The organism is Stutzerimonas kunmingensis (genome assembly GCF_021432085.1).
GTDB lineage: Bacteria > Pseudomonadota > Gammaproteobacteria > Pseudomonadales > Pseudomonadaceae > Stutzerimonas.
This window is the reverse complement of sequence record NZ_CP090366.1, coordinates 1,790,221-1,816,743: the sequence shown is the minus strand read 5'-3', so window position 1 is coordinate 1,816,743 and position 26,523 is coordinate 1,790,221. Positions and strand designations below refer to the sequence as shown.

Below are 26,523 nucleotides of genomic sequence, written 5' to 3'. Positions count from 1 at the left end.
CTCAGCGGGTGATGCCACGAGTTGAAGCCTGGATCGAGTCGCGGAAGATCGCAACCTCGGGGAATGCCGCTGCACTTTCGGCCAGCTCGGTGAGTGCAGCCTCCACGGTCAACCCCTTGCGGTAGACGACCTTGTAAGCGTTGCGCAGGGCGTGAACGGCTTCGGCGCTGAAGCCACGACGACGCATGCCCTCGAAGTTCATGCTGCGCGCCTCCGCCGGATTGCCGAACACGGTGACAAATGCCGGTACATCCTTGCCGATCGCCGTGCCCATGCCGGAAAAACTATGGGCGCCGATATGGCAGAACTGATGTACCAGGGTGTAACCGGAGAGAATGGCCCAGTCGCCCACATGGACGTGACCGGCCAGCGCGGTGTTGTTGACCAGAATGCAATGATTGGCGATCACGCTGTCGTGGCCGATGTGAGCATAAGCCATGATCAGGTTGTGATCACCGAGGGTGGTTTCGGAGCGATCCTGCACGGTGCCGCGATGGATGGTGACACCCTCGCGAATCACGTTGTGATCGCCAATCACCAGGCGCGTCGGCTCACCCTTGTACTTCAGATCCGGCGTATCTTCGCCAACCGAGGAGAACTGATAGATGCGATTGTGCCGACCGATACGGGTCGGCCCTTTGATGACCACATGCGACGCGATCACCGTACCCTCGCCAATTTCGACGTCCGGACCAATGATCGACCATGGGCCGACCTGGACGTCATCCGCCAAGCGAGCCGCAGGGTCGATGATGGCGCGAGGGTCGATCAAACTCATATCTTCTGTTCCGCGCAGATGATTTCTGCCGAGCAGACCGGCTTGCCCTCAACGCTCGCACGACAATCGAACTTCCAGATACCGCGTTTGGCGCTGATGAAGGAAGCTTCCAGCACCAACTGATCGCCCGGAACCACCGGCTGACGGAAGCGCAGCTTGTCAGAGCCGACGAAATAGTAAAGCGTGCCATCGGCTGGCTTGACGCCCATCATCTTGAAACCAAGCAGACCGGCCGCCTGCGCCATGGCTTCGATGATCAGCACGCCTGGCATGATCGGATGCTGTGGAAAATGCCCATTGAAGAACGGCTCGTTGATGGTCACGTTCTTGTAGGCACGAACGCGCTTGGCCTCGACGTCCATCTCCGTCACACGGTCCACCAGCAGGAACGGGTAGCGGTGAGGCAAATATTCGCGAATCTCGTTGATATCCATCATGTCAGGAAAGAGCCTGTAAAAAAGTATAGGGCCGCCTGCGCTGAAAGCCCGCGCGAGCACTGACAGGCATTAACCCCGAAAAAAACCGGATCAGACGGTAAGCTCAGGCATCAGAAGCCGGATTCTGACCCTGAGTCACGGTAGCCAGGCTTTTCTCCAGCTGTTGCAGCCGGCGAGCCATGTCATCCAACTGACGAATACGCGCCGCACTCTTTCTCCAATCGGCAGCATTCTGCATCGCCGTGCCCGAGGAGTAGCTTCCGGGTTCCGTGATCGAGCGCGTGACCATCGTCATACCCGTCACGAACACGTTGTCGCACACTTCGATGTGCCCAACCATGCCGACGCCACCGGCGATCATGCAATTGCGTCCGATCTTGGTGCTACCGGAGATGCCGGCACAGCCAGCCATCGCCGTGTTGTCACCGATCTGCACGTTGTGCGCGATCATGATCTGATTATCTAGCTTCACGCCGTTGCCAATCAGCGTATCGGAAAGGGCGCCGCGGTCGATGGTGGTATTCGAGCCAATCTCCACATCATCCCCGATACGCACACCGCCGATTTGAGCGATCTTCTGCCAGGCACCTTTTTCCTTGGCGAAGCCGAACCCCTCACCACCGATCACGGCACCGGACTGGATCACCACGCGCTTACCGATCTGCACGTCGTGATAAAGCGTGACTCGCGGTGCGAGTCGCCCGCCAGCGCCGATTCGGCTACGGGCGCCGACGAATGACTGGGCACCGATCACCACATCCGCCTCGATGGCTGCGCCGGACTCGATCACCACATAGGGACCAATGCTGGCCGACGAATCTACATAAGCATCGGCAGCGAGCACCGCCGTCGGGTGAATGCCGCTATTCGCTACCGGTCGAGTCTCGAACAGGTGCGACGCGCGCGCATAAGCCAGATAGGGGTCGCTAACGATAATTGCCGCACCTTCGTAGCCTTCAGCATCAGCGGGAGCCAACAACACCGCGGCGGCCTGGGTGGTCGACAGGTACTTGCGATACTGAGCATTGGCAAGGAAGCTCAAATGCGCCGGGCCTGCCTCCTGCAGGGTAGCGAGCCCGCTAATAGTCTGGTCAGCATCGCCGCGCAGGGTGCCACCCAGTTCCTCGGCCAGCTGGCCGAGTGTATAGACTGCGCCTGCCATATCAGCGCAGCTGATTCATGCGCTCGATGACCTGGCGGGTGATATCGAACTGCGGTTTGACATCCACCACGGCACCACGCTCGAACACCAGGTCGTAGTTGCCCTTCTTGATGACTTCTTCGACAGCCTGATCAAGCTTCGGCTTGAGTTGCTTGAGCATGTCCCGATCCGCCACAGCCTTTGCCTCGTTCAATTCCTTGGACTGGAACTGGAAGTCACGGGCCTTTTGCTTGAATTCGAGTTCCAGACGTTCACGCTCGGCCTGCTGCATCTTGTCGCCGTCCTTGACCAGGCGATCCTGAATACGCTTGGCGTCGCTTTCGAGTGTTTTCAGCTTGCTCAGTTGGGGGCCAAACTTCTTCTCCGCGTCGACCGCGTAACGTTTGGCCGCATCCGACTCAAGCAGCGCCATCTGATAGTTCATGACGGCGATCTTCATTTCGGCAAATGCTGGGGTCGCTACCAGCGCGGCAACGACGAGAAACAGTTGAGTCAACTTACGCACGGTAAACACCACTCCTGAAAGAAAGCACTGAGGCATCACGCCGCAATGTTAGAACGTTTGTCCCAGCGAGAACTGGAATACCTGAGTATCGGCCTCGTCCGGCTTGACCACCGGCATAGCCAGACTAAAGCTCAGCGGGCCCATTGCGGTAATCCAGGTCAGACCTACACCCACCGAGCTGGCCATATCGCCGAAGTCGATATCGCTGCAATTACTCGACTCTGTTGGGCAATTGGTGTTGTACACATTACCTACGTCCCAGAACACCGAGGTACGCAGCGAGCGCTGATCCTTGACGAACGGCATGGGGAACAGCACTTCCAAGCCCCCCTGGATGAGTACGTTACCACCGAACGGCAGAGGATCCTGATCCGGGTCGGCGATGGTGCCTGGGCGCGACCCGTCACTCGGCGTGCTACGAGGGCCGAGGCTGCTATCCTCGAAGCCGCGTACCGAATTGAAGCCACCGGCATAGTAATGCTCGTAGAACGGCAGGCTCGAGGTCGAGCCATAGGCGTCCCCGTAACCCAGGCGCGTATGCATGCGCAGGGTGTAATCCTTGCTCATCGGTACGAACAGCTGGCCGTTGTAGTCGAGTTTGTAGAAAGACAGGTCGCTGCCCGGAATAGTACTTTCGAATACCAGGCTCTGCGAATGGCCGCGAGTTGCGAGCACGCCGCGATTGAGGGTCGACTCGGACCAACCTGCAGATGCCTTGAAGTTGAGGAAGCTGTCGCCCTCCTCCTCCATGAAGTCGAAGATCTCGTCCACGGTATAACGGCCAGTATCAAGATCATCCTGCTGCACAGTCAGGCCGAATGACAGTCGAGACGTCTCGCTGATCGGGTAGCCGATGTTGATGCCGCCACCAAGGCTATCCACCGAATAACTGGAAACGTCGTAATCGAGCTCGTCGTAATCGGTGGTGCGATAGAAGGCGTTATACCCCAGGCTGACACCGTCTTCGGTCCAGTAGGGGTCGACGAAACCGAAGTTGTAACGCGTCTGGTATTCGCTGCGAGTCAAGCCCAGGGAGACCCGGTTACCGGTACCGAGGAAGTTGTTCTGGCTGATGGAGCCACCCAGAATCAGGCCTGCGTTTTGCGCAAAACCGATGCTGGCCATGATCGAACCGGACGGTTGCTCCTCGACGCTGTAGTTGACGTCGATCTGATCATCCGTACCTGGAACCTGTGGCGTTTCTACGTTCACTTCCTTGAAGAAGCCCAGGCGCTCGAGACGAGTCTTGGATTGGTCGATCAAATAGGTCGACGCCCACCCACCTTCCATCTGGCGCATCTCGCGACGCAGCACTTCATCTTCGGTCTTGGTATTCCCGCGGAAATTGACGCGATTGACGTACGCACGCTTACCCGGATCGACGACGAACGTGATCGACACCGTATTGTCTTCGTCGTGAGCTTCAGGAACACCGTTGACGTTGGCAAAGGTATAGCCTTCGTTACCCAAGCGCCGTGTAATCAGCTCGGAGGTCGTAGTCATCACCTTGCGCGAGAACACCTGACCTTCTTTTGCCAGCAACAGCGCCTCGATCTCTTCCTGCGGAACCTTGAGATCACCGCTCAGCTTAACGTCGCGCACGGTATAGCGCTCGCCTTCGTCGATGTTCACGGTGACATAGACGTGCTTCTTGTCTGGCGTGATGGATACCTGGGTCGAGGTGATATCCATGTTGATGTAACCGCGATCCAGGTAATACGAGCGCAGGCGTTCCAGGTCACCGGAGAGCTTTTCACGCGCGTACTTGTCGTCGTTGCGGAAGAACGACAGCCAGTTCGTGGTCTTCAGCTCGAACAGATCCACCAGATCTTCGTCCGCGAAGACAGAATTGCCCACGATATTGACGTGCTTGATCGCCGCCACCGAGCCTTCGTTGATCTTGATCTTCAACGCCACCCGATTACGCGGCTGCGAAATGACCTCGGTTTCGATGGTCGCCGAATAGCGCCCCTGGGCAACGTACTGGCGCTGCAGTTCATTACGTACACCCTCGAGCGTGGCCTGCTGAAAGATTTCCCCTTCGGCCAGACCGGACTGCTGCAAACCTGACAGCAGATCTTCGGTCTTGATCGCCTTGTTGCCTTCGATCTCGATGCCGGAAATAGATGGTCGCTCGACTACGCTGATGACCAGCACATCGCCATCCCGCCCCAGCTGAATATCCTGAAAGAAACCGGTTCGGAAGAGCGCACGAGTGGCATCGACGAGGCGATTGTCATCGGCGGGCTCACCCACGTTCAAAGGCAGAGCGCCGAATACGCTGCCGGCGGAAACCCGCTGCAGGCCATTGACCCGGATATCGGAAATAGTGAAGGACTCAGCGTGAACTTCGGCGATCATCAATGCGGAGATAACCGCAGGTAGCAGCAGACGTTTCATGAAGTCCTTTCTTATTCAAACCTGATAAATGAACCGGCGATTCGGCATGGCGACACTACGGATTCGGCATTACAGACGGCCAAGGTCATTGACCAGTGCAAGCAGCATCACCCCAACCACCAGGCTGATGCCGATCTGTACTCCCCATCCCTGTACCCGCTCCGACAGAGGACGTCCGCGGACCCACTCGACGAGATAGAAGAGCAGATGGCCGCCATCGAGCACCGGGATAGGCAATAGATTGAGAACCCCCAGACTAATGCTCAGATAGGCGAGGAAATTGAGGAAATCCCCTAGCCCCGACTGGGCAGAAGCGCCCGCCACTTTAGCAATGGTTATCGGGCCGCTCAAGTTTTTTACCGAGAGCTCCCCGAAGAGCATTTTCTTCAGCGAATCGAGGGTCAGCAGGCTCATGGTCCAGGTGCGCCTTACGCCTTCGACCACCGCTTCAAGAGGACCGAAGCTGACTTCGCGCAGCATTTCCGCTGGCCATTCACCACCTTCGACACCCGCCCCCAGATAACCGCGGCGCGCATCGCCTTCGCCACGCGCGGCCAGCATCAACGACACATCGAGTCGCTCACCGGCGCGCTCCACCTGCAGGGATACCGGCTCACCGGGCAGTACCTTGACTGCGTCGATCACCTGCTGCCAATCGTCCAGTGGCTGCTGATCGATACTCAACAGGCGGTCGCCAAGACGAATACCTGCGGCCTGCGCCGGGCCTTCAGGGTCCAACTGAGCGACCACTGGGACAATCTGAGGGCGCCAGGGTCTGATTCCGAGCGAGGTGATCGGGTCCGGCTCCTCCACGCCTTTCAGCCAATTTTGCAGCGGGATCTGCAAGTGCTGCTCGCCAGAACCGCCAAGCTCTCGCACCGTCATATCGAGCTGACCGCTCTCGCCCAGGCGCCGCACCAACTGTAGATTGACGTCGGACCAGCCACTGACTGGCTTGCCATTGACCGCAACGATCTCCTGATCGACCGCCATCCCCGCCTGAGCAGCGAGACTGCCTGGCGCGACAGCACCGACAACAGGCCGCACCTGTTCGCTGCCAAGCATCGCCAGCAGCCAGAAGAACACCATAGCTAACAGGAAATTGGCCAACGGCCCGGCGGATACGATAGCGAAGCGCTGGCGGACGCTCTTGCGATTGAATGCACTGTCGAGCAAAGCGGGAGGCACGTCGCCCTCACGTTCGTCGAGCATCTTGACGTAACCGCCAAGCGGTATCGCAGCGATGACGAACTCGGTGCCCTGCCGGTCATGCCAGCGAAGCAGCGGACTACCGAAGCCAACGGAGAATCGCAGCACCTTCACGCCACAGCGACGGGCAACCCAGAAATGACCGAATTCGTGAAAGGTCACCAGCACCCCGAGCGCAACGAGGGTGCCGATGATCATGTAGAGCGCGCCCATATTTTCCTCCGGGAGTGGGTCTGTTGACGTTTCGCTGCAAGCCGCGAGGCCGGCAGACCCTATCGCCCGCGGCAGCTCAACCAGTGGTCGGCAGTTTTACGAGCCTGGTTGTCAGCTGCCAGTACATCTTCAAGGCAGACAGTCGGAACCGATGCCTCTCGATTCAACACGTCGTCGATGATACTCGCGATCTCGGTGAAGCGGATGCGTCGATTGAGAAAGGCGTCAACCGCCACTTCGTTCGCGGCATTAAGCATCGCCGGCGCCGTACCACCGGTCTCCGCGGCCAGGCGAGCAAGCCGCAGACAAGGGAAACGCAGGTTGTCCGGCGCCTGGAAATCCAGTCGCCCAACCTGCAACAGAGACAGCGCCGACACACCGGAATCGATTCGCTCCGGCCATGCCAGCGCATGCGCAATCGGCGTACGCATGTCGGGATTGCCGAGTTGCGCGAGCACCGAACCATCCACGTAGTCCACCATAGAGTGGATAACGCTTTGCGGGTGAATCACCACCTCGACCTGATCTGGTCGCGCGTTGAACAACCAACAGGCCTCGATCAGCTCAAGCCCCTTGTTCATCATGCTGGCCGAATCCACGGAAATCTTGCGCCCCATCGACCAGTTGGGATGAGCACAGGCCTGCTCCGGGGATACATCCGCCAGATGCTGCGGCGCAATATCTCGAAACGGCCCGCCAGAAGCGGTGAGCAATATCCGCCGCACACCGACAGCACCAAGCCCGCGGGCATAATCCGATGGCAAGCATTGAAAAATCGCGTTGTGTTCGCTATCGATCGGCAGCAACACCGCATCGCTATCGTGCAGTGCCTGCATGAACAACGCGCCGGACATTACCAGCGCTTCCTTGTTCGCCAGCAACACTCGCTTGCCTGCCTGCACGGCGGCGAGAGTCGGCTTCAGCCCAGCGGCACCGACGATTGCAGCCATCACGACATCGACCTCGGGATGGCCCGCCACCTCGCTCAGACCGCCCTCGCCGCTCAGCACTCGAGTGGCAACGCCATCGGACTGCAACTGCCCCTGCAGCACGCCGGCTTGCGCTTCATCACCGACCACTGCGTAGCTCGGACGATGCTTGAGGCAGAGCGAACGCAGGTCGGCGAGCCGGCTGAAGCCGGTCAGCGCAAATACGCTATAGCGATCGGGATGACGAGCGATGACATCCAATGTGCTAAGTCCGATCGAACCGGTCGCCCCCAGCACGGTTATCTGTAGAGGTCGCGTCACAGCACGCCCCAGCCAGCAAGCCAAAGAAGCACCGCAAAGATCGGAATGGCCGCGGTAAGACTGTCTATGCGATCCATTACACCGCCGTGCCCGGGCAGCAGCTGACTGCTGTCCTTGATGCCCGAGCTACGCTTGAACATGCTCTCGGTGAGGTCACCGATCACCGAGATCAACACCACCACCGCCGCACCCAGCAGCGCTAGCACCAGCTCTCGCACCGACCAGCCGCGGTAAATGCCAACCGCCAGCGTGATCAGCAGACTGGTCAACAGGCCACCTATCAGCCCCTCCCAGCTCTTGCCAGGACTGACCTGCGGTGCAAGCTTGCGCTTGCCGAACGTCTTGCCGGAGAAATACGCCCCGATATCCGCAGCCCAGACCAGAATCATCACGGCAAGGATCAACCAGTTACCCAATGGCCATTGCTTGAGCACGACCAGCGCCTGCCACGACGGAAGCAGAATCGCCAGACCGATCACCAGACTGCCAGCGGAGCCACCCCAGAGACGACTGCTCTGCGGATAGGTCAACACCAGATAGGTTGCTGCCAGCCACCAGAGCACGGCGAGCGCCAACAGCCAGGGGGCCAGTGCCGGAAGTTGATACAGCACGGCAAGCAGCACCACGACCAGCGCCGCATAAGTGATTCTCACCGGCTGGCCCGCGAATCCAGCCAATCGGGCCCATTCCCAGGCACCTAGCGCAACGACCAGCCCAATGAAGATGGCGAAAGCGAGCCCATGAAGGAGAAAGAACCCAATGATCGCGACGGGCAGAAGGATGGCGGCGGTGATGATGCGCTGCTTCAGCATTCGGCCTTGACCTCGCTTTCGACCTGTTCGCCCGTTTTGCCAAATCGCCGCTGTCGAGTGGCGAAATCGGCGAGCGCCTTGCGCATGGCAACGTGCTTGAAGTCGGGCCAATAAAGATCGGAAAAATACAGTTCCGCATAGGCGAGCTGCCAAAGCAGGAAATTGCTGATGCGCCGCTCACCGCCGGTGCGAATGCACAGATCGGGCAACGGCATGTCGCCGGTCGCCAGATAGCTCTGAAACAGAGCAGGCGTAATTTCCGCCGGATTCAGACGCCCGGACTGCGCCTCGGCAGCCAAGTGCTGAGCCGCCTGAAGAATGTCCCACTGCCCACCGTAATTGGCGGCAACCTGGAGGACGAAACGATGATTGGCGGAAGTCATCTCTTCCACCTCCAGCATCGCGGCCTGCAATTCGGGATGGAAACGGGCACGATCCCCGATGATGCGCAGGCGAATGCCGTTCTCATCGAGCTTGCGCGCCTCACGCCGCAACGCCGACAGGAACAGTTCCATCAGCGCACCGACTTCATCTGCCGGGCGCTGCCAGTTCTCGCTGGAGAACGCAAACAGTGTCAGCACCTCGACGCCGGAATCGGCGCAGACCTCAATCACGGCGCGAACCGCGTCGACACCGGCTTTATGCCCGGCCACACCGGGCAGCAAACGCCTCTTCGCCCAGCGATTGTTGCCATCCATGATGATCGCCACGTGACGGGGTACATTCCGCCCGGCGATCTGCCTGACCTTTTCCATGAACAACTCTACTTGCGCTAAAACACGCTGCGAACCAAAAGAAAAAGCTGCAAGCAACAGCTCTGGGGCATCTGCACTGTCGCATCACGAACCGGTCCCCCGATTCAGGACACGACAGCAGCGATTCGATGCCGGCCTTATACGGCCATCAGGTCGCCTTCTTTGGCTTCTAGGGCCTTGTCGATCTCGGCAACGTACTTGTCGGTTAGCTTCTGGACGTCATCCTGGCCACGACGTTCCTCGTCCTCACTGATTTCCTTTTCCTTGACCAGGTCCTTCAGCTGCGCGATCGCATCACGGCGGATGTTGCGCACTGCGACTCGGGCGTTCTCGGCCTCTGCGCGGGCCTGCTTGGTGTAGCCCTTACGGGTCTCCTCGGTCAGCGCGGGCATCGGCACACGAATCGTGGTGCCAGCGGTGGCCGGATTCAGACCCAGGTCCGAGGTCATGATCGCCTTCTCTACCGCCTGGATCATGCTCTTGTCGAACACTGTCAATGCCAGAGTGCGGGAGTCTTCGGCAATTACGTTGGCAACCTGACGCAGCGGAGTGTCGGAACCGTAATAGGAGACCATAACGCTATCGAGAATACTGGGATGTGCACGGCCGGTACGGATCTTGGCGAATGCATGGTCCAGCGATTCCAGGGTTTTCTTCATGCGCTCCTGCGCGTCTTGCTTGATCTCGTTGATCATTCTTTCGATTCCTCGATCAGGGTTCCTTCAGCGCCACCTAGCACGATGTTGAGCAGGGCGCCGGGCTTGTTCATGTTGAAGACCCGCAGCGGCATATTGTGGTCACGGCACAGACAGATGGCTGTCAGATCCATCACGCCAAGCTTGCGATCCAGCACTTCGTCGTACGTGAGCTCGGCAAATTTCTCCGCATTCGGATCCTTGAACGGATCTGCGGTGTAAACACCATCGACCTTGGTGGCCTTGAGCACGACATCCGCCTGGATCTCGATCGCACGCAGACAGGCGGCCGAGTCGGTGGTGAAGAATGGGTTGCCGGTACCGGCGGAGAAAATAACCACCTCGCCGGTCTTCAAATGACGCATCGCCTTGCGACGGTCATAGTGATCAGTCACGCCGACCATGGAAATGGCAGACATGACCAGCGCCGGGATGTTCGAACGCTCAAGCGCGTCGCGCATGGCCAGCGCGTTCATCACAGTGGCCAGCATACCCATATGGTCGCCGGTGACGCGATCCATACCGGCCGCCGAGAGCGCAGCACCACGAAAGAGGTTGCCACCACCGATGACCAGTCCGACCTCGACGCCGATGCCCACCAACTGGCCGACTTCCAGAGCCATACGGTCAAGGACCTTGGGATCTATGCCAAAGTCTTCGGAGCCCATCAGGGCCTCGCCGCTCAATTTGAGCAGAATGCGTTTATAGCGAGGATTGCGTGCACTCATCTGCTGAGCCATTGGCGTGTTATCTCCTGCGGCGTGCTGTGATCAAGTCTGAATGACTCAGACCAAAAAATATCTGCGCTTTGACAGCTCAACCCGGGGTTGGTGCCAGGCGATGACTATATCGTGACAAAAAAAACAATTCCGCTGCCCAATTCGACAAAGAGGCCGCGCGCGTGAGCGGGCAGCCTCTTTGCCAGAACCACCGAAGCGGCCTTATTTCTTGGTCGCAGCGACCTGAGCAGCAACTTCGGCAGCAAAATCGACTTCGGCCTTCTCGATGCCCTCGCCTACTTCGTAGCGAACAAAGGATACGATTTCGGCACCAGCTTTCTTGGCCAGCTCACCAACCTTGATTTCCGGGTTCTTGACGAACGCCTGCTCAACCAGGCTGGCTTCGGCCAGGAACTTGTTGATACGGCCCTTGACCATGTTCTCGACGATGTTTTCCGGCTTGCCGGCGATCTTGTCGGCATTGAGCTGCAGGAAGATTTCCTTTTCTTTGGCAACCAGCTCTTCGGAAACATCAGCCGGGCTCAGAACCGCAGGATTGCTGGCAGCCACGTGCATGGCGATATCCTTGGCCAGCTCGGCATCGCCACCCTTCAGGGTGACCAGCACACCGATGCGGTGACCGTGCAGATAGGCACCAACCACCTCACCTTCCACTGCGGTCAGGCGACGGATGTTGACGTTCTCGCCGCACTTGGCGACCAGCGCTTCGCGCGCGGATTCACGAGAAGCGATCAGCGGGGCCACATCGGTCAGCTTCTGCTCGAAGGCCTCGTCCAGGCTTTCCTTGACGAACGCCTTGAAGTCATCCTGCAGAGCCAGGAAGTCAGTCTGCGAGTTGACTTCGATGATCAGACCACGGCCACCCTCGACGCGAACGGCGATCGAGCCCTCGGCAGCGATGTTGCCCGACTTCTTGGCGGCCTTGATGGCGCCCGAGGCACGCATGTCGTCAATCGCCTTTTCGATGTCACCACCAGCGGCGACCAGAGCCTTCTTGCACTCCATCATGCCCTGACCGGTACGCTCGCGCAGTTCTTTGACCAAGGCTGCAGTGATTTCTGCCATGTTGGGAATCCTCTCGATTTGGTTTCTAAACCACTCACCCAATACACGGGTGATCAATTCGCAAGAGACAAAAAGGGGGCCTAGCCCCCTTTTTGTTCATCGGGTGTCACGCTGCAGTGCGCCGCACTCAGCCCTGAGCCGCTTCGGAAGCAACTTCCTCAACGAACTCGTCAGCGCCACCGGCACCGTTCTGGCGACCGCGCAGGACAGCGTCAGCCATGGAGCCGAGGTAGAGTTGCACGGCACGGATGGCGTCATCATTACCGGGAATGATGTAGTCAACGCCTTCCGGGCTGCTGTTGGTATCGACGATGCCGATGACCGGGATACCCAGCTTGTTGGCTTCGGAGATAGCGATGCGCTCGTGATCGACGTCGACGACGAACATGGCGTCCGGCAGGCCGCCCATATCCTTGATACCACCCAGGCTGCGCTCGAGCTTCTCGAGATCACGGGTACGCATCAGAGCTTCTTTCTTGGTCAGCTTCTCGAAAGTACCGTCCTGGGACTGCCCTTCCAGCTCACGCAGACGCTTGATGGAGGCGCGGATGGTCTTGTAGTTGGTCAGCATGCCACCCAACCAGCGATGATCGACATACGGCGAGCCACAACGAGCAGCTTCTTCGCGAACGATCTTGCCGGCGGAACGCTTGGTGCCAACGAACAGAATCTTGTTCTTGCCTGCAGCCAGCTTCTCAACGAAACGCAGTGCGTCGTTGAACATCGGCAGGGTTTTTTCCAGGTTGATGATATGGATCTTGTTGCGCGCGCCGAAAATGTATTTATCCATTTTCGGATTCCAGTAACGGGTCTGGTGGCCGAAGTGCACACCGGCCTTCAGCATATCGCGCATAGTGACTTGAGACATGATCAGTCCTCGAATAAGTCGGGTTAGGCCTCCACGCGTCCCGATATCCAACTCTTGCGAGCACCCAGGATACCGTGTCGACACGTGTGTGGGGTTAGGCTCGACGGGGTCTACCCCGCTGAGCGGCGCGTTTTATAGCACAACGACCATCGAGAGGCTACTGCTTTGAACTCTCTACAACAGGCTCAGCGGTGCAGTCAGCCCTGACCTGCAGGCCGCAAGCGCTTTGGTTTATCATCGCGACTTTCCGTTATTGCCTTCGCCTGCGGGCATACAAGAGGTTTGCATGACTGTCACCATCAAGACGCCCGAAGATATCGAGAAGATGCGCATTGCCGGGCGCCTCGCCGCCGAAGTTCTCGAGATGATCGGCGAGCACGTCAAGCCAGGCGTCACCACCGAGGAACTCGACCGCCTTTGCCACGAGCATATCGTCAACGTTCAGCAGGCCATTCCCGCTCCGCTGAACTACAAGGGCTTTCCCAAATCGATCTGCACCTCGATCAACCACGTTGTCTGCCACGGCATCCCGAACGACAAGCCGCTGAAAGACGGCGACATCCTCAACATCGATATCACGGTGATCAAGGACGGCTATCACGGCGACACCAGCAAGATGTTCATGGTCGGCAAGGTGCCCGAGTGGGCCGATCGCCTCTGCCAGGTCACTCAGGAATGCCTCTATAAAGGCATCGAGCTGGTTCGCCCTGGCGCGCGACTCGGGGACATCGGTGAAGTCATCCAGAAACATGCCGAGAAGAATGGGTTCTCCGTGGTCCGCGAATACTGTGGCCACGGCATCGGCAAGGTCTTCCATGAGGAGCCGCAGGTTCTGCATTACGGCCGTGCCGGCACCGGCATGGAGCTCAAGGAAGGCATGACCTTCACCATCGAGCCGATGATCAACCAGGGTCGCTCGGAAACCCGCCTGCTTGGCGATGGCTGGACCGCGATCACCAAGGATCGCAAGCTGTCGGCGCAATGGGAACACACCATCCTGGTGACCGCCGACGGCTACGAGATCTTCACTCTGCGCAGCGACGACACCATCGCTCGCACCTCTGCCTGAGATTTCACAGCCGCAGCCCCCACGGGAGGACGTTCGCATGCCCCAGGTTGACCCGGAGCTGTTTGACCGCAGCCAGTTTCAGGCGGAGCTGGCTCTGAAGGCCAGCCCCATCGCTGCGTACAAGAAGGCCATACGCCAGGCGCGGCAGGTACTGGACGAGCGGTTCAAGGCAGGCCGGGACATCCGTCGCCTGATTCAGGATCGCGCCTGGTTCGTCGATCAGATTCTGCGCTCGGCCTGGGATCGCTTCGACTGGAACAATGGCGCAGATATCGCGCTCGTCGCCGTGGGTGGCTACGGCCGAGGTGAACTGCACCCCTACTCCGATATCGACCTGCTCATTCTGCTCGACGCCAACGACCAGGAAATCTTTCGCGACTCGATCGAGGGCTTTCTGACCCTGCTCTGGGATATCGGCCTGGAAGTCGGGCAGGCCGTGCGCTCCGTTGCCGAATGCGCCGACGAAGCGCGCGCCGATCTCACGGTCATCACCAACCTCATGGAAAGCCGGACAATCGCCGGCCCGGAGCGCCTGCGCCAGGCGATGCTGCGGGTCACCAGTACCCAACAGATGTGGCCTAGCAAGGAATTCTTCCTCGCCAAGCGCAACGAGCAGCGCGCACGACATGCCAAGTACAACAACACCGAGTACAACCTGGAGCCCAATGTAAAAGGCTCTCCCGGCGGCCTGCGCGACATCCAGACCATCCTCTGGATCGCCCGTCGCGAGTTCGGCACGCTCAATCTGCAGGCGATGGTCGATCAGGGCTTTCTTACCGAGGGTGAACACAGCCTGCTGACCGCCGCCCAGGAGTTTCTCTGGAAGGTGCGCTACGGCCTGCACATGCTTGCCGGTCGCGCCGAGGATCGCCTGCTGTTTGACCATCAGCGCAGTTTGGCCGCGCTGCTGGGCTATGAAGACAATGATGCCAAGCTGGCCATCGAACGCTTTATGCAGAAGTACTACCGGATCGTAATGAGCATTGCCGAACTCAGCGATCTTGTCGGTCAGCACTTCGCCGAAGTGATTCTCTGGGAAGGCGAGTCAGGCCCGATCGTGCCACTAAACAGCCGATTTCAAGTACGCGACGGCTACCTTGAGGTGAGCAGCGCAGCTATCTTCAAACGCACCCCTTTCGCGATCCTGGAAACCTTCGTGCTGCTCGCCCAGCACCCCGACATCCAGGGCGTTCGCTCGGACACCATTCGACTGCTCCGCGATCACCGCTACCTGATTGATGACATCTTTCGCCAGGATCTGCGCAACACCAGCCTGTTCATCGAGCTGTTCAAGTGCAAGGAAGGTATTCACCGCAACCTTCGCCGAATGAACCGCTACGGCATCCTGGGCCGCTATCTGCCGGAGTTCGGCCACATCGTCGGGCAGATGCAGCACGACCTGTTCCACATTTACACCGTCGACGCGCACACGCTCAATGTCATCAAGTACCTGCGCAAGCTGACCAAGCCGGGCGTCGCCGAGAAGTATCCGCTGGCCAGCAAGCTGGTCGAAAGGCTGCCCAAACCAGAGCTGATCTACATTGCCGGGCTCTATCACGACATTGCCAAGGGCCGTGGCGGCGACCATTCGGAGCTCGGCGCGGTGGATGCCGAGCAATTCTGCAGTCGTCACAAGCTGCCGGCGTGGGATACCCGACTGGTGGTCTGGCTGGTGGAAAACCATCTGGTCATGTCCACCACTGCGCAGCGCAAGGATCTGTCCGACCCTCAGGTGATCAATGATTTCGCCCAACTGGTCGGCGACGAGACGCACCTGGACTATCTCTACGTCCTGACCGTGGCCGACATCAACGCCACCAACCCGACCCTGTGGAATTCCTGGCGTGCGAGCCTGCTGCGTCAGCTCTATACCGAAACCAAGCGAGCCCTGAAACGCGGGCTGGAAAACCCGCTGGGGCGCGAAGAGCAGATTCGCCAGACCCAACGTGCCGCGCTGGATGACTTGGTCCGCCAAGGTACCGATCCGGACGATGCTGAGCAGCTCTGGGCGCAGCTGGGGGACGACTATTTCCTCCGGCATACAGCCACCGATGTGGCCTGGCATACCGACGCGATCATCGAGCACCCTGCCAACGGTGGGCCGCTGGTGCTGATCAAGGAAACCACGCAGCGGGAGTTCGAGGGAGGCACGCAGATATTCATCTACGCGCCAGACCAACACGACTTCTTCGCCGTGACCGTGGCGGCCATGGATCAGTTGAACCTGAACATTCATGACGCGCGCATCCTGACGTCGAGCAGCCAGTTCACGCTGGACACCTACATCGTGCTGGACGCCGACGGCAGCCCGATCGGCAATAATCCGAAGCGGATCGATGAGATTCGCAGCGGCCTGATCGCCGCCCTGCGCAACCCTGACGACTACCTGACCATCATCCAGCGCCGTGTCCCACGGCAACTCAAGCACTTCGCCTTTCCGCCGCAGGTCACCATCCACAACGACACACAGCGGCCGCAGACCATTCTGGAAATCATTGCACCGGACCGGCCCGGCCTGTTGGCGCGGGTGGGCCAGCTGTTCCTCGATTTCGATCTATCGGTGCAGAACGCCAAGATTGCGACCTTGGGCGAACGCGTAGAGGACGTATTCTTCGTCACCGACGCAGACAACCAGCCGCTGTCCGACCCGCAGTTCTGTCTGCGTCTGCAGCAGGCGCTCGTCAAGGAGCTGCAGCAGGAAAACGAACAGCAACCCTCACCGAGCAGCATCCTGATCTGAGATGACCTCGCCTGCTCACCTACCTGGCGCTGCAAGACAGGTAGGTGGCAGGCTCAATCCCAGGGCTGACCCCGCGTTTGTTCGACAGCTGGCAGCTTCTGCTGCATTGCAGCCTTGGCCAGCATGTGCGCACTGACCGGCGCAGTGAGGAAGAGAAACAGCGTGATCAGCAGCTCGTGCAGGCTCAAGCCATCGTTCTGGCTGCTGAAGAAGATCATCGACGCGATCACGATACCGCCAACACCCAGCGTCGTCGCCTTGGTCGGGCCATGCAGACGCGTGTAGAAATCCGGCAGCCGGTAGAGGCCGATCGCACCGATCAGCGCGAACAGACTGCCGATAATAAGGAACACGCTTACCAGCACTTCGATCCAGAATGGCATGTCGTTTCCCTCAATCAATGATGTCGCCGTGCAGCAGGTGCTTACCGACTGCGACGGTACTGACGAAACCCATCACGGCAATAAGCAGTGCAGCCTCGAAGAACAGGTCGGAGGCGAGCCAGATGCCGAACAGCACGATAAGCGCGAGCGCGTTGATGTACAGCGTATCGAGCGCGAGCACTCGGTCGGGCATGTCCGGCCCCTGGACCAGACGAACGACATTCAACACCGCCGCCAGCCCCAAAACGGCCATACAGAACGGAATCACGTAGGCGAGCATTCGAAGATCTCCAGCAGTGGCGCTTCATAGTTACGCTTGACGTCAGCGATCAGCGCATCGACATCAGGCACGTCCAGCGCATGCACCATCAGCATCTGGCGATCCTCACTCAGACAGGCTGACACCGTCCCAGGCGTCAGCGAGATGATGCTGGTCAGGGTGGACAGGACGAACTCGTTCTCGATGGCCATGGGCACCTCGATGAACGCAGGACGCAGGTTCTTCTTCGGTCCCAGCACCAGCTTGGCAACGTGCACATTGGCCACGACGATGTCAAAGAGCACCTTGAGCGAGAACACGCACAGCTGCAGCGGCTTGCGTATGCGCGGCACCTCGACGAGAAACCCCCGAACCAGAAGTGGAATCGCCCAACCAAGAAACAGACCGAGCAAGAACTGCCCGAAGCTCAGCGTGTTATTGAGCAGCAGCCAGAGAATGGCCAGCATCAAGGTCAGGGCGGGATTAGGTAACCAGCGCGCTTTCATGCCGCACCTCCCTGAAGGATCTGCAGATAAGGCGCAACATCCAACAGCTGCGCAGCAGTTGCCTGCACGAACGCCTGCAGCGGGCCGGCGGCGACAACCAACATCACACTACCAAGCAGCAAGCCGACCGTCGCCAGAACCCGAATGGCATCGGCAGGCTGCCCCACCGCCTCGGCACTGGGACGCCAGAACACCAGGCTGCCGGCTCGGCTCAGTGAAATCAGCATGCCCAACCCCCCGACCAACACCACGGCCCACAGCGCGATAGCGTCTGCGCCAAGCTCGATGGCGCGCAGCAGCATCACCTTGCCGAGAAAGCCGGAGAACGGAGGCAAACCGGCCACGGAGATGGCGCCCATGAAGAACAGCGTGCCAAGCAGCAGCGGCTGACGCAGCGCAGGCGCCGAAATCAGATCGGTCCCCAGGTCTCCGCGCTGACGAGCTATCAGATCGGCGAGCAGGAACAAGCCGCCCGCAACCAGCGTGCTGTGGACCAAGTAATAAAGTGCCGCAGCAATCCCTGCCTCGCTGCCGAGCGCAATACCCGCCAGAAGCGTGCCCACCGACACGACCACCAGATAGGCCAGCAGCACCTGCAGGCTGCGAGCGGCCAATGCGCCTATCACAGCCGCACCGAGCGTCAGCAGAGCTAGCGGCCAGAGCCAGACATCGACCATGCCGCTCAACTCGCCCGCTTCGCTGCCGAAGACAAGGGTGAACACACGAATGATCGCGTACAGACCGACCTTGGTCATGATCGCGAATAGCGCAGCGACCGGCGCGGTGGCTGATGCATAAGCCCGCGGCAACCAGAAGTACAGCGGCAGGATTGCGCCCTTGAGCGCGAACACCACCAGCAGCAGATACCCGGCGGCCGCCAGCAGCGGCGCATCGGCCGGATCGGCCGCGCTCACACGGGCAGCCATGTCGACCATGTTCAGGGTGCCCAGCAGCCCGTAGAGCATGCTCACGCCGATCAGAAACAGCGAGGAGCCGAGCAGATTCAGCACTACATAGTGCATGCCCGAGCGCACCCTGCGCTGACCATGGCCGTGCAGCAGCAAGGCATAAGAGGAGATCAACAGGATCTCGAAGAACACGAACAGGTTGAACAGGTCGCCGGTCAGGAAGGCACCATTGATGCCGAGCAGCTGGAACTGATAGAGGGCGTGAAAGTTCGGCCCGCGCTCATCATCACCACGGCAGGCATAAAGCGCTGCGAAACCAGCCAGCACCGCCGTCACCAGCAGCATCAGTGCGCTCAACCGGTCCAGCATGAGAATGATGCCGAATGGCGGCTGCCAGCTACCTAGCGCATAGATCCGCAGCTGGCCATCATCGGCAAGCAGTACCAGCCAGATCGCAATCGGAACCAGGGTCCAGGTTGCCGCCAGTGAAAGCAGGCGCTTAGTCGACTTGTTCGCGCGATGAGCGAACAGCAACAGCGCCCCCATGAACAACGGCAGCAGCAGCGGGAGGATCAACGCGTGATTCATTTGCGCGGCTCCTCACCGTCGACGTGATCGGTACGCAGCTCTCCGATGCTGCGCAACGCCAGCACCACCACGAAGGCGGTCATGGCGAAGCCAATGACAATGGCCGTAAGCACCAGCGCCTGCGGCAGCGGATCGCCATACTCCGCGCTCTTGCCTATCACCGCCGGAACGCCGGTCGCCAGCCGGCCCATGGAAAAGATGAACAGGTTGACCGCATAGGAGATCAGCGTCAGCCCCATCACCACCGGAAAGATCCGGGCACGCAGGAGCAGATAGACGCCACTGGCCGTCATGATTCCCAGCGTGATTGCGAACAGCGCTTCCACTACAGCACCTCCCTGTTGGAATCGTCCTGGCTGACCTGGCCGATGTTGGAAAGAATCAGCAATGTCGCGCCGACAACCACCAGATAAACCCCCAGATCGAAGAGCATTGCAGTCGCCAGCTCGAACTCTCCGACGAGAGGCAGATGGAAATACCCGAATGACGACGTCAGGAACGCGTAGCCAAACGCCCAGCTGCCCAGCCCCGTCAGCCCCGCAATAAGCAGGCCTGCGCCGCAGAGTGCGTGATAGCTGATCGGTTGCCGCGCCTGTGCCCAGCTCACGCCATGCGCGATGTATTGAAGAATCAGTGCCACCGCGGTGATGAGACCGGCAATGAATCCGCCACCCGGCAGGTTGTGCCCGCGCAGGAAGATGAAGGCGGAAATCAGCAGCGCCATCGGTAGCAGCGCGCGGGCAAGTGCATCCAGAACCATGGGGTGCCGGTCGACCGACCAGGGTCGCCCGCCGTAGTCGCGAACCGGGTGCGGCAGGCGGAGGCCTTTGAGTAGCGCATAGATGCCTACGCCGGCGATCGCCAGCACTGCGATCTCGCCCAGGGTATCGAACCCACGGAAGTCCACCAAGATCACATTCACGACGTTCTTGCCACCGCCGCCGGAAACACTGTTCTCGAGGAAGTACGACGCGATGCTGTCGTAGGGCCGGGTCAGCACGGTGTAGGCAAGCAGCGCGACCATGGTGCCGCTGCCGCCCGCGAGAACGAAATCGCGGAAGGCACGCAGACTGCTCGACTCGGCCGGCGTACGGTCGGGCATGAAGAACAGCGCGAGAATCAGCAGGATGATAGTCACCACCTCTACCGAAAGCTGGGTCAGCGCCAGATCTGGAGCGGAATAACGGGCAAACCCAAGCGCGACCATGAGACCAACGACACTGAGTACGATCAGCGCGGTCAGACGGCGGCGATGGAAAAGCACGGTCAGCAGCGAAGTCAGCGCCAGAATCGCCATACCCAGCACGGTGATTCCATCAAGCGGCGTCAGCGCGACCGGCCCATGCAGCGTTTCCAACGGGGTCAACGCAAAAACCACGAGCACCAGCGTACTGAGCAGCATGAGGGCGATGTAGCGTTGCAGCGAGCCGTTTTCCAGCAGGCAGGTGACGTGACGTGCAGCGAGGGTCAGTCCGCCCATCACCCGTTCGAACACCTCCAGCGAATCGACCGTCGGCAACCCTTCGTACCAGCGGAACGCCCATTTGCGCAGCGAGTAGATCAGTATCCCGCCAATCAGCGCAGCAAAGCTCATGGCCAGCGGCAAGTTGAAGCCGTGCCAGATCGACAGGCTGTATTCAGGCACGTTGCCATTCAGCGTTCCCGACACCGCCGCCGCCAACAATGGGCCCACGGTGAAAGCCGGCAGCATCCCCACCAGCAGGCAGAGCAACACGAGGATTTCCACCGGAATCTTCATGTAGCGGGCAGGTTCGTGAGGCGGGTACTTCGGCAGATTGATCGGCTCGCCGTTGAAGAACACGTCGTGAACGAAACGCAGCGAATAGGCGACCGAGAACGCACCGGCCAGCGTCGCTGCCGCGGGAATCGTCCAATAGAAGCTACCGAGCAGGTGCTGATCGAGCGTCTCGGCGAAGAACATTTCCTTGCTCAGGAAACCATTGAGCAATGGGACACCGGCCATTGCCAGCGACGCCACCATCGCGAGTGCCGCGGTGTGTGGCATGTACTTCCACATGCCATTGATGCGGCGCATGTCGCGAGTGCCGGTCTCGTGATCGATGATCCCGGCGGCCATGAACAATGAGGCCTTGAAGGTCGCGTGGTTGATGATGTGAAAGATCGCCGCGACCGCTGCAAGACGCGAGTCCAGGCCAAAGAGCAAGGTAATCAGGCCCAGGTGGCTGATGGTGGAATAGGCCAGCAGGCCTTTCAGGTCGTGCTGGAACAGCGCCATCACCGCACCCAGCAGCAATGTCGCCAGCCCGGTGACGCTGACCATGTAGAACCACCACTCCGACTCGGCCAGCGCCGGATACAGCCGAGCGAGCAGGAAGACACCGGCCTTGACCATCGTCGCGGAATGCAGGAAGGCCGATACCGGCGTGGGCGCTGCCATTGCCTGTGGCAACCAGAAGTGAAAAGGGAACTGCGCGGACTTGGTGAACACACCGAGCAACACGAGAATCAAGGTCAGCGGGTACAGGGCATTGGCGCGGATCAGATCGCCCGAAGCGAGCACGGTTGTCAGCTCGAAACTGCCGACGATATGGCCAATCAGCAGAATACCGGCGAGCAAGGCGAGGCCGCCGCCTCCGGTGATGGCGAGCGCCATGCGCGCGCCTTGGCGGGCATCGGCGCGGTGATTCCAGTAACCAATGAGCAGGAACGACGAAAGGCTCGTCAGCTCCCAGAACATAAGCATCAGCAGCAGATTCTCGGACAGCACCACGCCGAGCATGGCACCCATGAACAGCAAGAAGAAGCCGAAGAATCGCCCCATCGGGTCCTTCTTCGACAGGTAATAGCGAGCGTAAAGAATGACCAGAATACCGATGCCGAGAATCAGCAGGGCGAAGAGGAAGCCCAATCCATCAAGGCGCAGGCTCAGGTTGAGTCCGAGCTGCGGCAACCACTCGTAATGGATGATTTCGGTTTGGCCGGCAAATACGTCGGCCCGTTTGGTCAGCAGAAGAATCAGCGCTGTCAGTGGCGCCAGGCCCGCGCCAAAGGCACAAGCGGAGCGACCAAACCTCTCCAGGAGCAAAGGCAGGAAGATGCCCAGAAATGGCAAAGCGATGATCAGCGCAAGCGCCATGAACGAGACCCCTTAAGCCACCTGAGCGGAGGCATTCTTATCCTTGCAGGCACAGCAACTGCCTGAAACAGCACATAAATGTGTGCCCGATTATCCATACCGATGATGCTGGCGTCATGGATTCATGTATTTCGAAAAACAAAAAGCGCTGTCACCGTTCCGTTTACGGAGCGGTGACAGCGCTCTGACCTCAGCCTCGGGCAGCTGCTATGAAGATCAGGGCGCCACGCGACTGGTACCACTGACGGTGAGGATGCGAACCCGTTGTCCGACCCGAAACACCTGATTGGGCTCCACGGCCTGCACATAGGCGCGCATGTTGCCATCATCCTCGCGCACGGTGATCTCGACACCCTGGGTACGGGTTATCCCCTCTTCTGCCGCGGCACCGAGCATGCCACCGGCAACCGCACCGATTACAGCGGCAACCGCGCTGCCACGACCGCCGCCGATGCCACTGCCGGCAACGCCACCAACCACTGCGCCAGCGCCGGTGCCGATGGGGGTCTTGGTTCCCTCGATCTTCACTGGACGCAGCGATTCGATGGTTCCGTAACGCACGGTCTGTACGGCTCGCGCCTCATCCCGAGAATAGGTATCTCCGGTCAGGCTGGAGGCGCACCCACCCAGAGCGAGCGTCAGAGCTGTAAAGGAAGCGACATAAATGGACCTACGCATTGCAATTCTCCTGCGGACAGCTGTTTCGTTCTGAACGGCGGCATGAGCAGTAGCGACAAAAAAGCGCTTGGCAACTTCTCCGTCCTGACTCAGCATTTACTACCTTCCTAGCATACCTATGCGAGTCGAACCTGGCGCACCGGTTCCTCTCGCCGAGACGATCCATGGATTACTTCATCATAGCCATCACCACCATAGCTGGCCTGGCTTTTCACGGCTGGCTGATCATGCGCTTCCGACTTTGGGCCGATCGGGACCTGGCGCTTTCAATCGCCGGCAGCGACCCAGACAAGCGCAGCTGGATGCTACAACGCCTCGCCGACGCGAAGAGTCAGAAGATCAAGCGGCGGGAACTACAAAGCTGGCTGGAGCAGCAGATACAACACTACCCCGGCCTCTGATTCGGACACTTTCAGAAGATCAGACCCGAACAAACAAGCCACGCTTTCATGGTCTCTGACCATCGGAAAGCACATCCCCTAGCACCAGATGATCGTTTGCTGGTTACAGAACGTTGCCAGCACGGCGCGAGAGCTTACCCGCTGGCGCTCCAGCAAAGCGCCGCTCTCCGGTACAAGTGGCTTGGAGCAACAGCGCCTGGACTAGTTCGTTGCTGGGAGACCATTTAGGGCGCCAAGCGCTCCCGCTGCCAGCTGTTTGCGATCAAACGATAGTCGAGACGATCATGCAGGCGGCTAGGCCGGCCCTGCCAGAACTCCATACGCTCCGGCAACAGGCGATAACCACCCCAGTGCGGCGGACAATGGGGCGCCGTGTCGAGAAAGCGCTGCTCGGTTTCCGCCAGCAAACGCTCAAGTTCGGCGCGATCGCGAATCACCTGGCTCTGCGGCGATGCCCAGGCACCGAGCCGGCTACCCAAGGGGCGGACTTGAAAATAAGCATCCGACTCCTCCTGAGTAACCTTCTCCACCCGCCCCTCGATACGAACCTGACGCTCGAGTGTCGGCCAGAAGAAAGTCATGGCTGCATAGGGCGAAGCATTCAGTTGCTCACCCTTAGCGCTGTCGTAATTGGTGAAAAAGGTAAAGCCTCGATCATCCAGCGCCTTGAGAAGCAGGATACGACAGTGAGGATGGCCGTCGGAGTCGACCGTAGCCAGGGACATCGCGTTAGGCTCCACCGGTGCCTGTTCGGTTTTCGTGGCCTCGGTGAACCACTGACGAAACAATCCGAACGGCTCGGCTGGTGCATTGGCCTCGCTGAGTCCGTCACGTGTGTAGTCACGGCGCATATCGGCCAGGGTCTGGATCATCGCGGGGCTCCTTGTAGTCGAATAAGCAGGCTTCAGCCTACCAGGCGGCCATTCGCCGGGCGACGGTGGTTGAACCCAGCCGGCCTGCATGAACTAGCTTATCCGCGTGCTCAGGCAACGCGCTTGATTCAAGGCAACCATGCCCAACGAAAACAGGCCCGCATGCGGGCCTGTCGATATCCAATGCCTGGCAGCGCTACTTGGCGACCTCGGCTTGCGCCACCTGAGTCGCGGTCTGCGCCGGCTGCTCGTACTTGGCGATCAATGCGAGCATCGTCGCCTGCGGCGCCAGTACCATCTCGACCCGACGGTTCAGAGCCCGGCCTTCCTTGCTGTCGTTGGCTGCACGCGGCATATCGGAACCCAGGCCTCGAATGCGCAGGCGGTTATGCTTGAGGCCACTCAGGCGGAAAATGGCCGCCACTGCACCGGCACGCTCGCGACTGACGGTGCGATTGGTGTCCGCAGAGCCAGTGCTGTCGGCATGACCGAGTACGACTACGGCAGTCTTGTCGTCCTTCTCGACCAGCTTTGCAACACGGGTGATCGGCCCGAGGGTTACCGGCAGGAGCATGCCGGGACGATCCGGATTGAAGGACGAGTCTACCGGCGCTGTCACCACCAGCACGCTGTCACGGCGCTCCACCTCGAAACCACTGCCGACGAGCGCATCCTTCAACTGCGGCTCGTACTCATCGAGCCAGGCGTAATCCACCTTGACCGTAGCCGGGGCAGCCGCCTCGCTCGGTTTCTCGCTCTTCGAGCTGCAGCCGGCAACGACGATCATGCAGAAAATCAGGGAGACGCTCTTCAGCAGGTTCATGAGGCAGGTTCCGTCAACCAGAAGCGTTCTAGGAGGGTGCGACCAATCGAGGTGAGGCCACTATTGAGTTCGAGTTGAAATTGTGGACGCAAGCCCTTCTTTTGAAAAGCCCGCGAGGCCAGAAGTGACGAGTGGTTCAACGCAGGCATGCTGCAACGCTACGCGCCAGCGATTGAGCACGCGGGTCCATCAGCACATAGGGGCCGAGGGTATTGGTCACGAAACCGAACCCCAGTTCACGCTCCGGATCGGCAAAACCAACACTGCCACCGGCACCAGGGTGACCGAACGCCTGGTCTCCCATGCCAAAGGTGGCATTAGCGACGTGCGGCTGATCCAACCAGCAGCCGAGGCCGAAACGCGTGGCCGCCAACAAAGTGCGGTCTTGTCCGGCACTGTGCTCGCTGGTCATCTCGCGCAGCAGCGACTCATCCAGAAGTTTGCCCTGCAGCAACCCTGTATAGAAACCCGCCAACGAGCGGGCATTGCCATGGCCGTTGGCGGCCGGTTGCGCCATGCGTCGCCATTCCGGTTTGTTACCACTGCTCATGATGGACGGTGGATTGTTGAAGGCCCGGACACTTATTGACTCCGGCTCGCTCATCAAGGCCTTGAACAGGCGCTGCGCGGCAGCGTCGCCAAAGTCGTTCTTGGTGCGCGTGAGATAAGCGACACGATGAGCCTCGGAGTCGCCGAGACCGATATGGAAGTCAAGCCCGAGCGGCACCGCCGTACGACGAACGATCGACTCGCCTGGCCCACAGCCATCGACACGACGCAGGAGCTCACCAACCAGCCAGCCGTAGGTCATCGCCGCGTAGCCCTGATCGGTGCCGGGCGTCCACCATGGCTCTTCGGCTGCTAGCGCGGCGGTCATGACGTCCCAGTCGTACAGCGCTTCGGCGGCTAGCGGTCTGCGAATCGCCGGCAATCCCGCCCGATGACAGAGCAGCTGACGCAGGGTGATGGTTTCCTTGCCATTGACTGCGAACTCCGGCCATATACGGCCGACGGGCTCATCCAGCTGCAGCTTGCCTTCCTCGACCAGCTGCAGCGCAGCAACCCCGGTGAAGGTCTTGGTGCAGGAGAACAGGTTGACCACCGTATCGCTGTGCCACACCTGCTCGCCCTGATTGTCGGCAACGCCGGCCCAGAGATCGACGACCGTCTCGCCGCCGATCTGCACACAGAGTGCCGCGCCGCGCTGCTGGGTGCCATCGAACAGCGCGCCGAACGCATCGCGAACGGCCTCGAAACGAAGATCGAAATAGCCCTGAACCTGCACGCTG

The 26,523-nt window shown here is 59.8% G+C and carries 26 protein-coding genes; 3 read left to right on the top strand and 23 right to left on the bottom strand.

What is annotated here, in order from left to right:
• Position 1: 1 nt before the first annotated feature.
• The 13 genes from lpxA to rpsB all read right to left on the bottom strand — a co-directional run bounded on the left by lpxA (position 2) and on the right by rpsB (position 12,889).
• Complete coding sequence (lpxA, locus tag LW136_RS08660) at positions 2-778, bottom strand: acyl-ACP--UDP-N-acetylglucosamine O-acyltransferase (RefSeq protein ID WP_003299358.1); 777 nt, start codon at positions 776-778, stop codon at positions 2-4.
• Positions 775-1,215, bottom strand: coding sequence for a 3-hydroxyacyl-ACP dehydratase FabZ (gene fabZ, locus LW136_RS08655; RefSeq protein ID WP_003299359.1), 441 nt, complete (start codon positions 1,213-1,215; stop codon positions 775-777). Before fabZ ends, lpxA begins: the two co-directional genes overlap by 4 nt.
• A 103-nt stretch (positions 1,216-1,318) precedes the next feature.
• Entirely contained in the window at positions 1,319-2,377 is a 1,059-nt protein-coding gene (gene lpxD, locus LW136_RS08650) for a UDP-3-O-(3-hydroxymyristoyl)glucosamine N-acyltransferase (RefSeq protein ID WP_234174979.1), read from the bottom strand.
• A gap of 1 nt (position 2,378) precedes the next feature.
• Positions 2,379-2,882, bottom strand: a complete 504-nt coding sequence (locus LW136_RS08645) for an OmpH/Skp family outer membrane protein (protein ID WP_003295019.1) — start codon at positions 2,880-2,882, stop codon at positions 2,379-2,381.
• 48 nt (positions 2,883-2,930) lie between these two features.
• Positions 2,931-5,282, bottom strand: a complete 2,352-nt coding sequence (gene bamA, locus LW136_RS08640) for an outer membrane protein assembly factor BamA (protein ID WP_003299362.1) — start codon at positions 5,280-5,282, stop codon at positions 2,931-2,933.
• A 69-nt stretch (positions 5,283-5,351) separates the two neighbouring features.
• Entirely contained in the window at positions 5,352-6,704 is a 1,353-nt protein-coding gene (gene rseP, locus LW136_RS08635; protein WP_234174978.1) for an RIP metalloprotease RseP, read from the bottom strand.
• A 59-nt stretch (positions 6,705-6,763) separates the two neighbouring features.
• Entirely contained in the window at positions 6,764-7,954 is a 1,191-nt protein-coding gene (ispC, locus tag LW136_RS08630) for a 1-deoxy-D-xylulose-5-phosphate reductoisomerase (RefSeq protein ID WP_234175243.1), read from the bottom strand.
• Positions 7,951-8,766, bottom strand: coding sequence for a phosphatidate cytidylyltransferase (locus LW136_RS08625; RefSeq protein ID WP_014819907.1), 816 nt, complete (start codon positions 8,764-8,766; stop codon positions 7,951-7,953). Before LW136_RS08625 ends, ispC begins: the two co-directional genes overlap by 4 nt.
• Positions 8,760-9,521: a polyprenyl diphosphate synthase gene (uppS, locus tag LW136_RS08620; RefSeq protein WP_014819906.1), complete on the bottom strand. Its 762-nt coding sequence runs from the start codon at positions 9,519-9,521 to the stop codon at positions 8,760-8,762. The genes LW136_RS08625 and uppS overlap by 7 nt, the downstream gene beginning before the upstream one ends.
• Before the next feature lie 137 nt (positions 9,522-9,658).
• Positions 9,659-10,216 (bottom strand): ribosome recycling factor, encoded by a 558-nt coding sequence (frr, locus tag LW136_RS08615; RefSeq protein WP_014819905.1) that lies wholly within the window; start codon positions 10,214-10,216, stop codon positions 9,659-9,661.
• A complete protein-coding gene (pyrH, locus tag LW136_RS08610; protein WP_014819904.1) occupies positions 10,213-10,956 on the bottom strand; it encodes a UMP kinase in 744 nt (247 codons plus the stop codon). The genes frr and pyrH overlap by 4 nt, the downstream gene beginning before the upstream one ends.
• 201 nt (positions 10,957-11,157) lie before the next feature.
• Positions 11,158-12,021, bottom strand: a complete 864-nt coding sequence (gene tsf / locus LW136_RS08605; protein WP_014819903.1) for a translation elongation factor Ts — start codon at positions 12,019-12,021, stop codon at positions 11,158-11,160.
• A gap of 127 nt (positions 12,022-12,148) precedes the next feature.
• Entirely contained in the window at positions 12,149-12,889 is a 741-nt protein-coding gene (gene rpsB / locus LW136_RS08600; RefSeq protein WP_014819902.1) for a 30S ribosomal protein S2, read from the bottom strand.
• A 286-nt stretch (positions 12,890-13,175) separates the two neighbouring features.
• Here rpsB and map point away from each other — a divergent pair, with 286 nt between their 5' ends.
• On the top strand, positions 13,176-13,958 hold the full coding sequence (map, locus tag LW136_RS08595; protein WP_014819901.1) for a type I methionyl aminopeptidase: 783 nt from the start codon (positions 13,176-13,178) through the stop codon (positions 13,956-13,958).
• A gap of 37 nt (positions 13,959-13,995) precedes the next feature.
• Complete coding sequence (locus LW136_RS08590) at positions 13,996-16,698, top strand: [protein-PII] uridylyltransferase (RefSeq protein WP_234174977.1); 2,703 nt, start codon at positions 13,996-13,998, stop codon at positions 16,696-16,698.
• 53 nt (positions 16,699-16,751) lie between these two features.
• On the opposite strand, the gene LW136_RS08585 is transcribed toward LW136_RS08590, so the two are convergent.
• The 7 genes from LW136_RS08585 to LW136_RS08555 all read right to left on the bottom strand — a co-directional run bounded on the left by LW136_RS08585 (position 16,752) and on the right by LW136_RS08555 (position 23,138).
• A complete protein-coding gene (locus LW136_RS08585; RefSeq protein WP_003299378.1) occupies positions 16,752-17,081 on the bottom strand; it encodes a Na+/H+ antiporter subunit G in 330 nt (109 codons plus the stop codon).
• 10 nt (positions 17,082-17,091) lie between these two features.
• Positions 17,092-17,361 (bottom strand): K+/H+ antiporter subunit F, encoded by a 270-nt coding sequence (locus LW136_RS08580; RefSeq protein ID WP_003299380.1) that lies wholly within the window; start codon positions 17,359-17,361, stop codon positions 17,092-17,094.
• The gene (locus tag LW136_RS08575; RefSeq protein ID WP_234174976.1) at positions 17,346-17,846 is read right to left on the bottom strand and encodes a Na+/H+ antiporter subunit E; all 501 of its coding nucleotides are present in this window, start codon (positions 17,844-17,846) and stop codon (positions 17,346-17,348) included. The genes LW136_RS08580 and LW136_RS08575 overlap by 16 nt, the downstream gene beginning before the upstream one ends.
• Complete coding sequence (locus LW136_RS08570; RefSeq protein WP_234174975.1) at positions 17,843-19,342, bottom strand: monovalent cation/H+ antiporter subunit D; 1,500 nt, start codon at positions 19,340-19,342, stop codon at positions 17,843-17,845. Before LW136_RS08570 ends, LW136_RS08575 begins: the two co-directional genes overlap by 4 nt.
• Complete coding sequence (locus LW136_RS08565) at positions 19,339-19,668, bottom strand: Na+/H+ antiporter subunit C (protein WP_003299385.1); 330 nt, start codon at positions 19,666-19,668, stop codon at positions 19,339-19,341. The genes LW136_RS08570 and LW136_RS08565 overlap by 4 nt, the downstream gene beginning before the upstream one ends.
• Positions 19,668-22,460 carry a monovalent cation/H+ antiporter subunit A gene (locus LW136_RS08560; protein ID WP_090519000.1) on the bottom strand — a complete coding sequence of 931 codons (2,793 nt, stop codon included), beginning with the start codon at positions 22,458-22,460 and terminating at the stop codon, positions 19,668-19,670. The genes LW136_RS08565 and LW136_RS08560 overlap by 1 nt, the downstream gene beginning before the upstream one ends.
• A 216-nt stretch (positions 22,461-22,676) precedes the next feature.
• On the bottom strand, positions 22,677-23,138 hold the full coding sequence (locus LW136_RS08555; RefSeq protein WP_046621300.1) for an outer membrane lipoprotein: 462 nt from the start codon (positions 23,136-23,138) through the stop codon (positions 22,677-22,679).
• A gap of 164 nt (positions 23,139-23,302) precedes the next feature.
• Between LW136_RS08555 and LW136_RS08550 the strand changes: the two genes are divergently transcribed.
• On the top strand, positions 23,303-23,539 hold the full coding sequence (locus tag LW136_RS08550; RefSeq protein ID WP_090519001.1) for a hypothetical protein: 237 nt from the start codon (positions 23,303-23,305) through the stop codon (positions 23,537-23,539).
• Between the two features lie 224 nt (positions 23,540-23,763).
• Here the strand turns inward: LW136_RS08550 and pdxH are convergent, their stop codons facing one another.
• From pdxH to LW136_RS08535, 3 genes are all read right to left on the bottom strand, one after another.
• On the bottom strand, positions 23,764-24,411 hold the full coding sequence (gene pdxH, locus LW136_RS08545; protein WP_045666257.1) for a pyridoxamine 5'-phosphate oxidase: 648 nt from the start codon (positions 24,409-24,411) through the stop codon (positions 23,764-23,766).
• A gap of 196 nt (positions 24,412-24,607) precedes the next feature.
• Entirely contained in the window at positions 24,608-25,234 is a 627-nt protein-coding gene (locus LW136_RS08540) for an OmpA family protein (protein ID WP_045666256.1), read from the bottom strand.
• A gap of 136 nt (positions 25,235-25,370) precedes the next feature.
• Entirely contained in the window at positions 25,371-26,519 is a 1,149-nt protein-coding gene (locus tag LW136_RS08535; protein ID WP_234175242.1) for a serine hydrolase domain-containing protein, read from the bottom strand.
• Between the last annotated feature and the right edge of the window lie 4 nt (positions 26,520-26,523).

Bases quoted from the DNA above. Each gene is read 5' to 3' on its own strand.
- lpxA (WP_003299358.1), bottom strand. From the start codon at position 778: ATGAGTTTGATCGACCCTCGCGCCATCATCGACCCTGCGGCTCGCTTG.
- fabZ (WP_003299359.1), bottom strand. From the start codon at position 1,215: ATGATGGATATCAACGAGATTCGCGAATATTTGCCTCACCGCTACCCG.
- lpxD (WP_234174979.1), bottom strand. From the start codon at position 2,377: ATGGCAGGCGCAGTCTATACACTCGGCCAGCTGGCCGAGGAACTGGGT.
- bamA (WP_003299362.1), bottom strand. From the start codon at position 5,282: ATGAAACGTCTGCTGCTACCTGCGGTTATCTCCGCATTGATGATCGCC.
- rseP (WP_234174978.1), bottom strand. From the start codon at position 6,704: ATGGGCGCGCTCTACATGATCATCGGCACCCTCGTTGCGCTCGGGGTG.
- LW136_RS08625 (WP_014819907.1), bottom strand. From the start codon at position 8,766: ATGCTGAAGCAGCGCATCATCACCGCCGCCATCCTTCTGCCCGTCGCG.
- uppS (WP_014819906.1), bottom strand. From the start codon at position 9,521: ATGGAAAAGGTCAGGCAGATCGCCGGGCGGAATGTACCCCGTCACGTG.
- frr (WP_014819905.1), bottom strand. From the start codon at position 10,216: ATGATCAACGAGATCAAGCAAGACGCGCAGGAGCGCATGAAGAAAACC.
- pyrH (WP_014819904.1), bottom strand. From the start codon at position 10,956: ATGGCTCAGCAGATGAGTGCACGCAATCCTCGCTATAAACGCATTCTG.
- tsf (WP_014819903.1), bottom strand. From the start codon at position 12,021: ATGGCAGAAATCACTGCAGCCTTGGTCAAAGAACTGCGCGAGCGTACC.
- rpsB (WP_014819902.1), bottom strand. From the start codon at position 12,889: ATGTCTCAAGTCACTATGCGCGATATGCTGAAGGCCGGTGTGCACTTC.
- map (WP_014819901.1), top strand. From the start codon at position 13,176: ATGACTGTCACCATCAAGACGCCCGAAGATATCGAGAAGATGCGCATT.
- LW136_RS08590 (WP_234174977.1), top strand. From the start codon at position 13,996: ATGCCCCAGGTTGACCCGGAGCTGTTTGACCGCAGCCAGTTTCAGGCG.
- LW136_RS08585 (WP_003299378.1), bottom strand. From the start codon at position 17,081: ATGCCATTCTGGATCGAAGTGCTGGTAAGCGTGTTCCTTATTATCGGC.
- LW136_RS08580 (WP_003299380.1), bottom strand. From the start codon at position 17,361: ATGCTCGCCTACGTGATTCCGTTCTGTATGGCCGTTTTGGGGCTGGCG.
- LW136_RS08575 (WP_234174976.1), bottom strand. From the start codon at position 17,846: ATGAAAGCGCGCTGGTTACCTAATCCCGCCCTGACCTTGATGCTGGCC.
- LW136_RS08570 (WP_234174975.1), bottom strand. From the start codon at position 19,342: ATGAATCACGCGTTGATCCTCCCGCTGCTGCTGCCGTTGTTCATGGGG.
- LW136_RS08560 (WP_090519000.1), bottom strand. From the start codon at position 22,460: ATGGCGCTTGCGCTGATCATCGCTTTGCCATTTCTGGGCATCTTCCTG.
- LW136_RS08555 (WP_046621300.1), bottom strand. From the start codon at position 23,138: ATGCGTAGGTCCATTTATGTCGCTTCCTTTACAGCTCTGACGCTCGCT.
- LW136_RS08550 (WP_090519001.1), top strand. From the start codon at position 23,303: ATGGATTACTTCATCATAGCCATCACCACCATAGCTGGCCTGGCTTTT.
- pdxH (WP_045666257.1), bottom strand. From the start codon at position 24,411: ATGATCCAGACCCTGGCCGATATGCGCCGTGACTACACACGTGACGGA.
- LW136_RS08540 (WP_045666256.1), bottom strand. From the start codon at position 25,234: ATGAACCTGCTGAAGAGCGTCTCCCTGATTTTCTGCATGATCGTCGTT.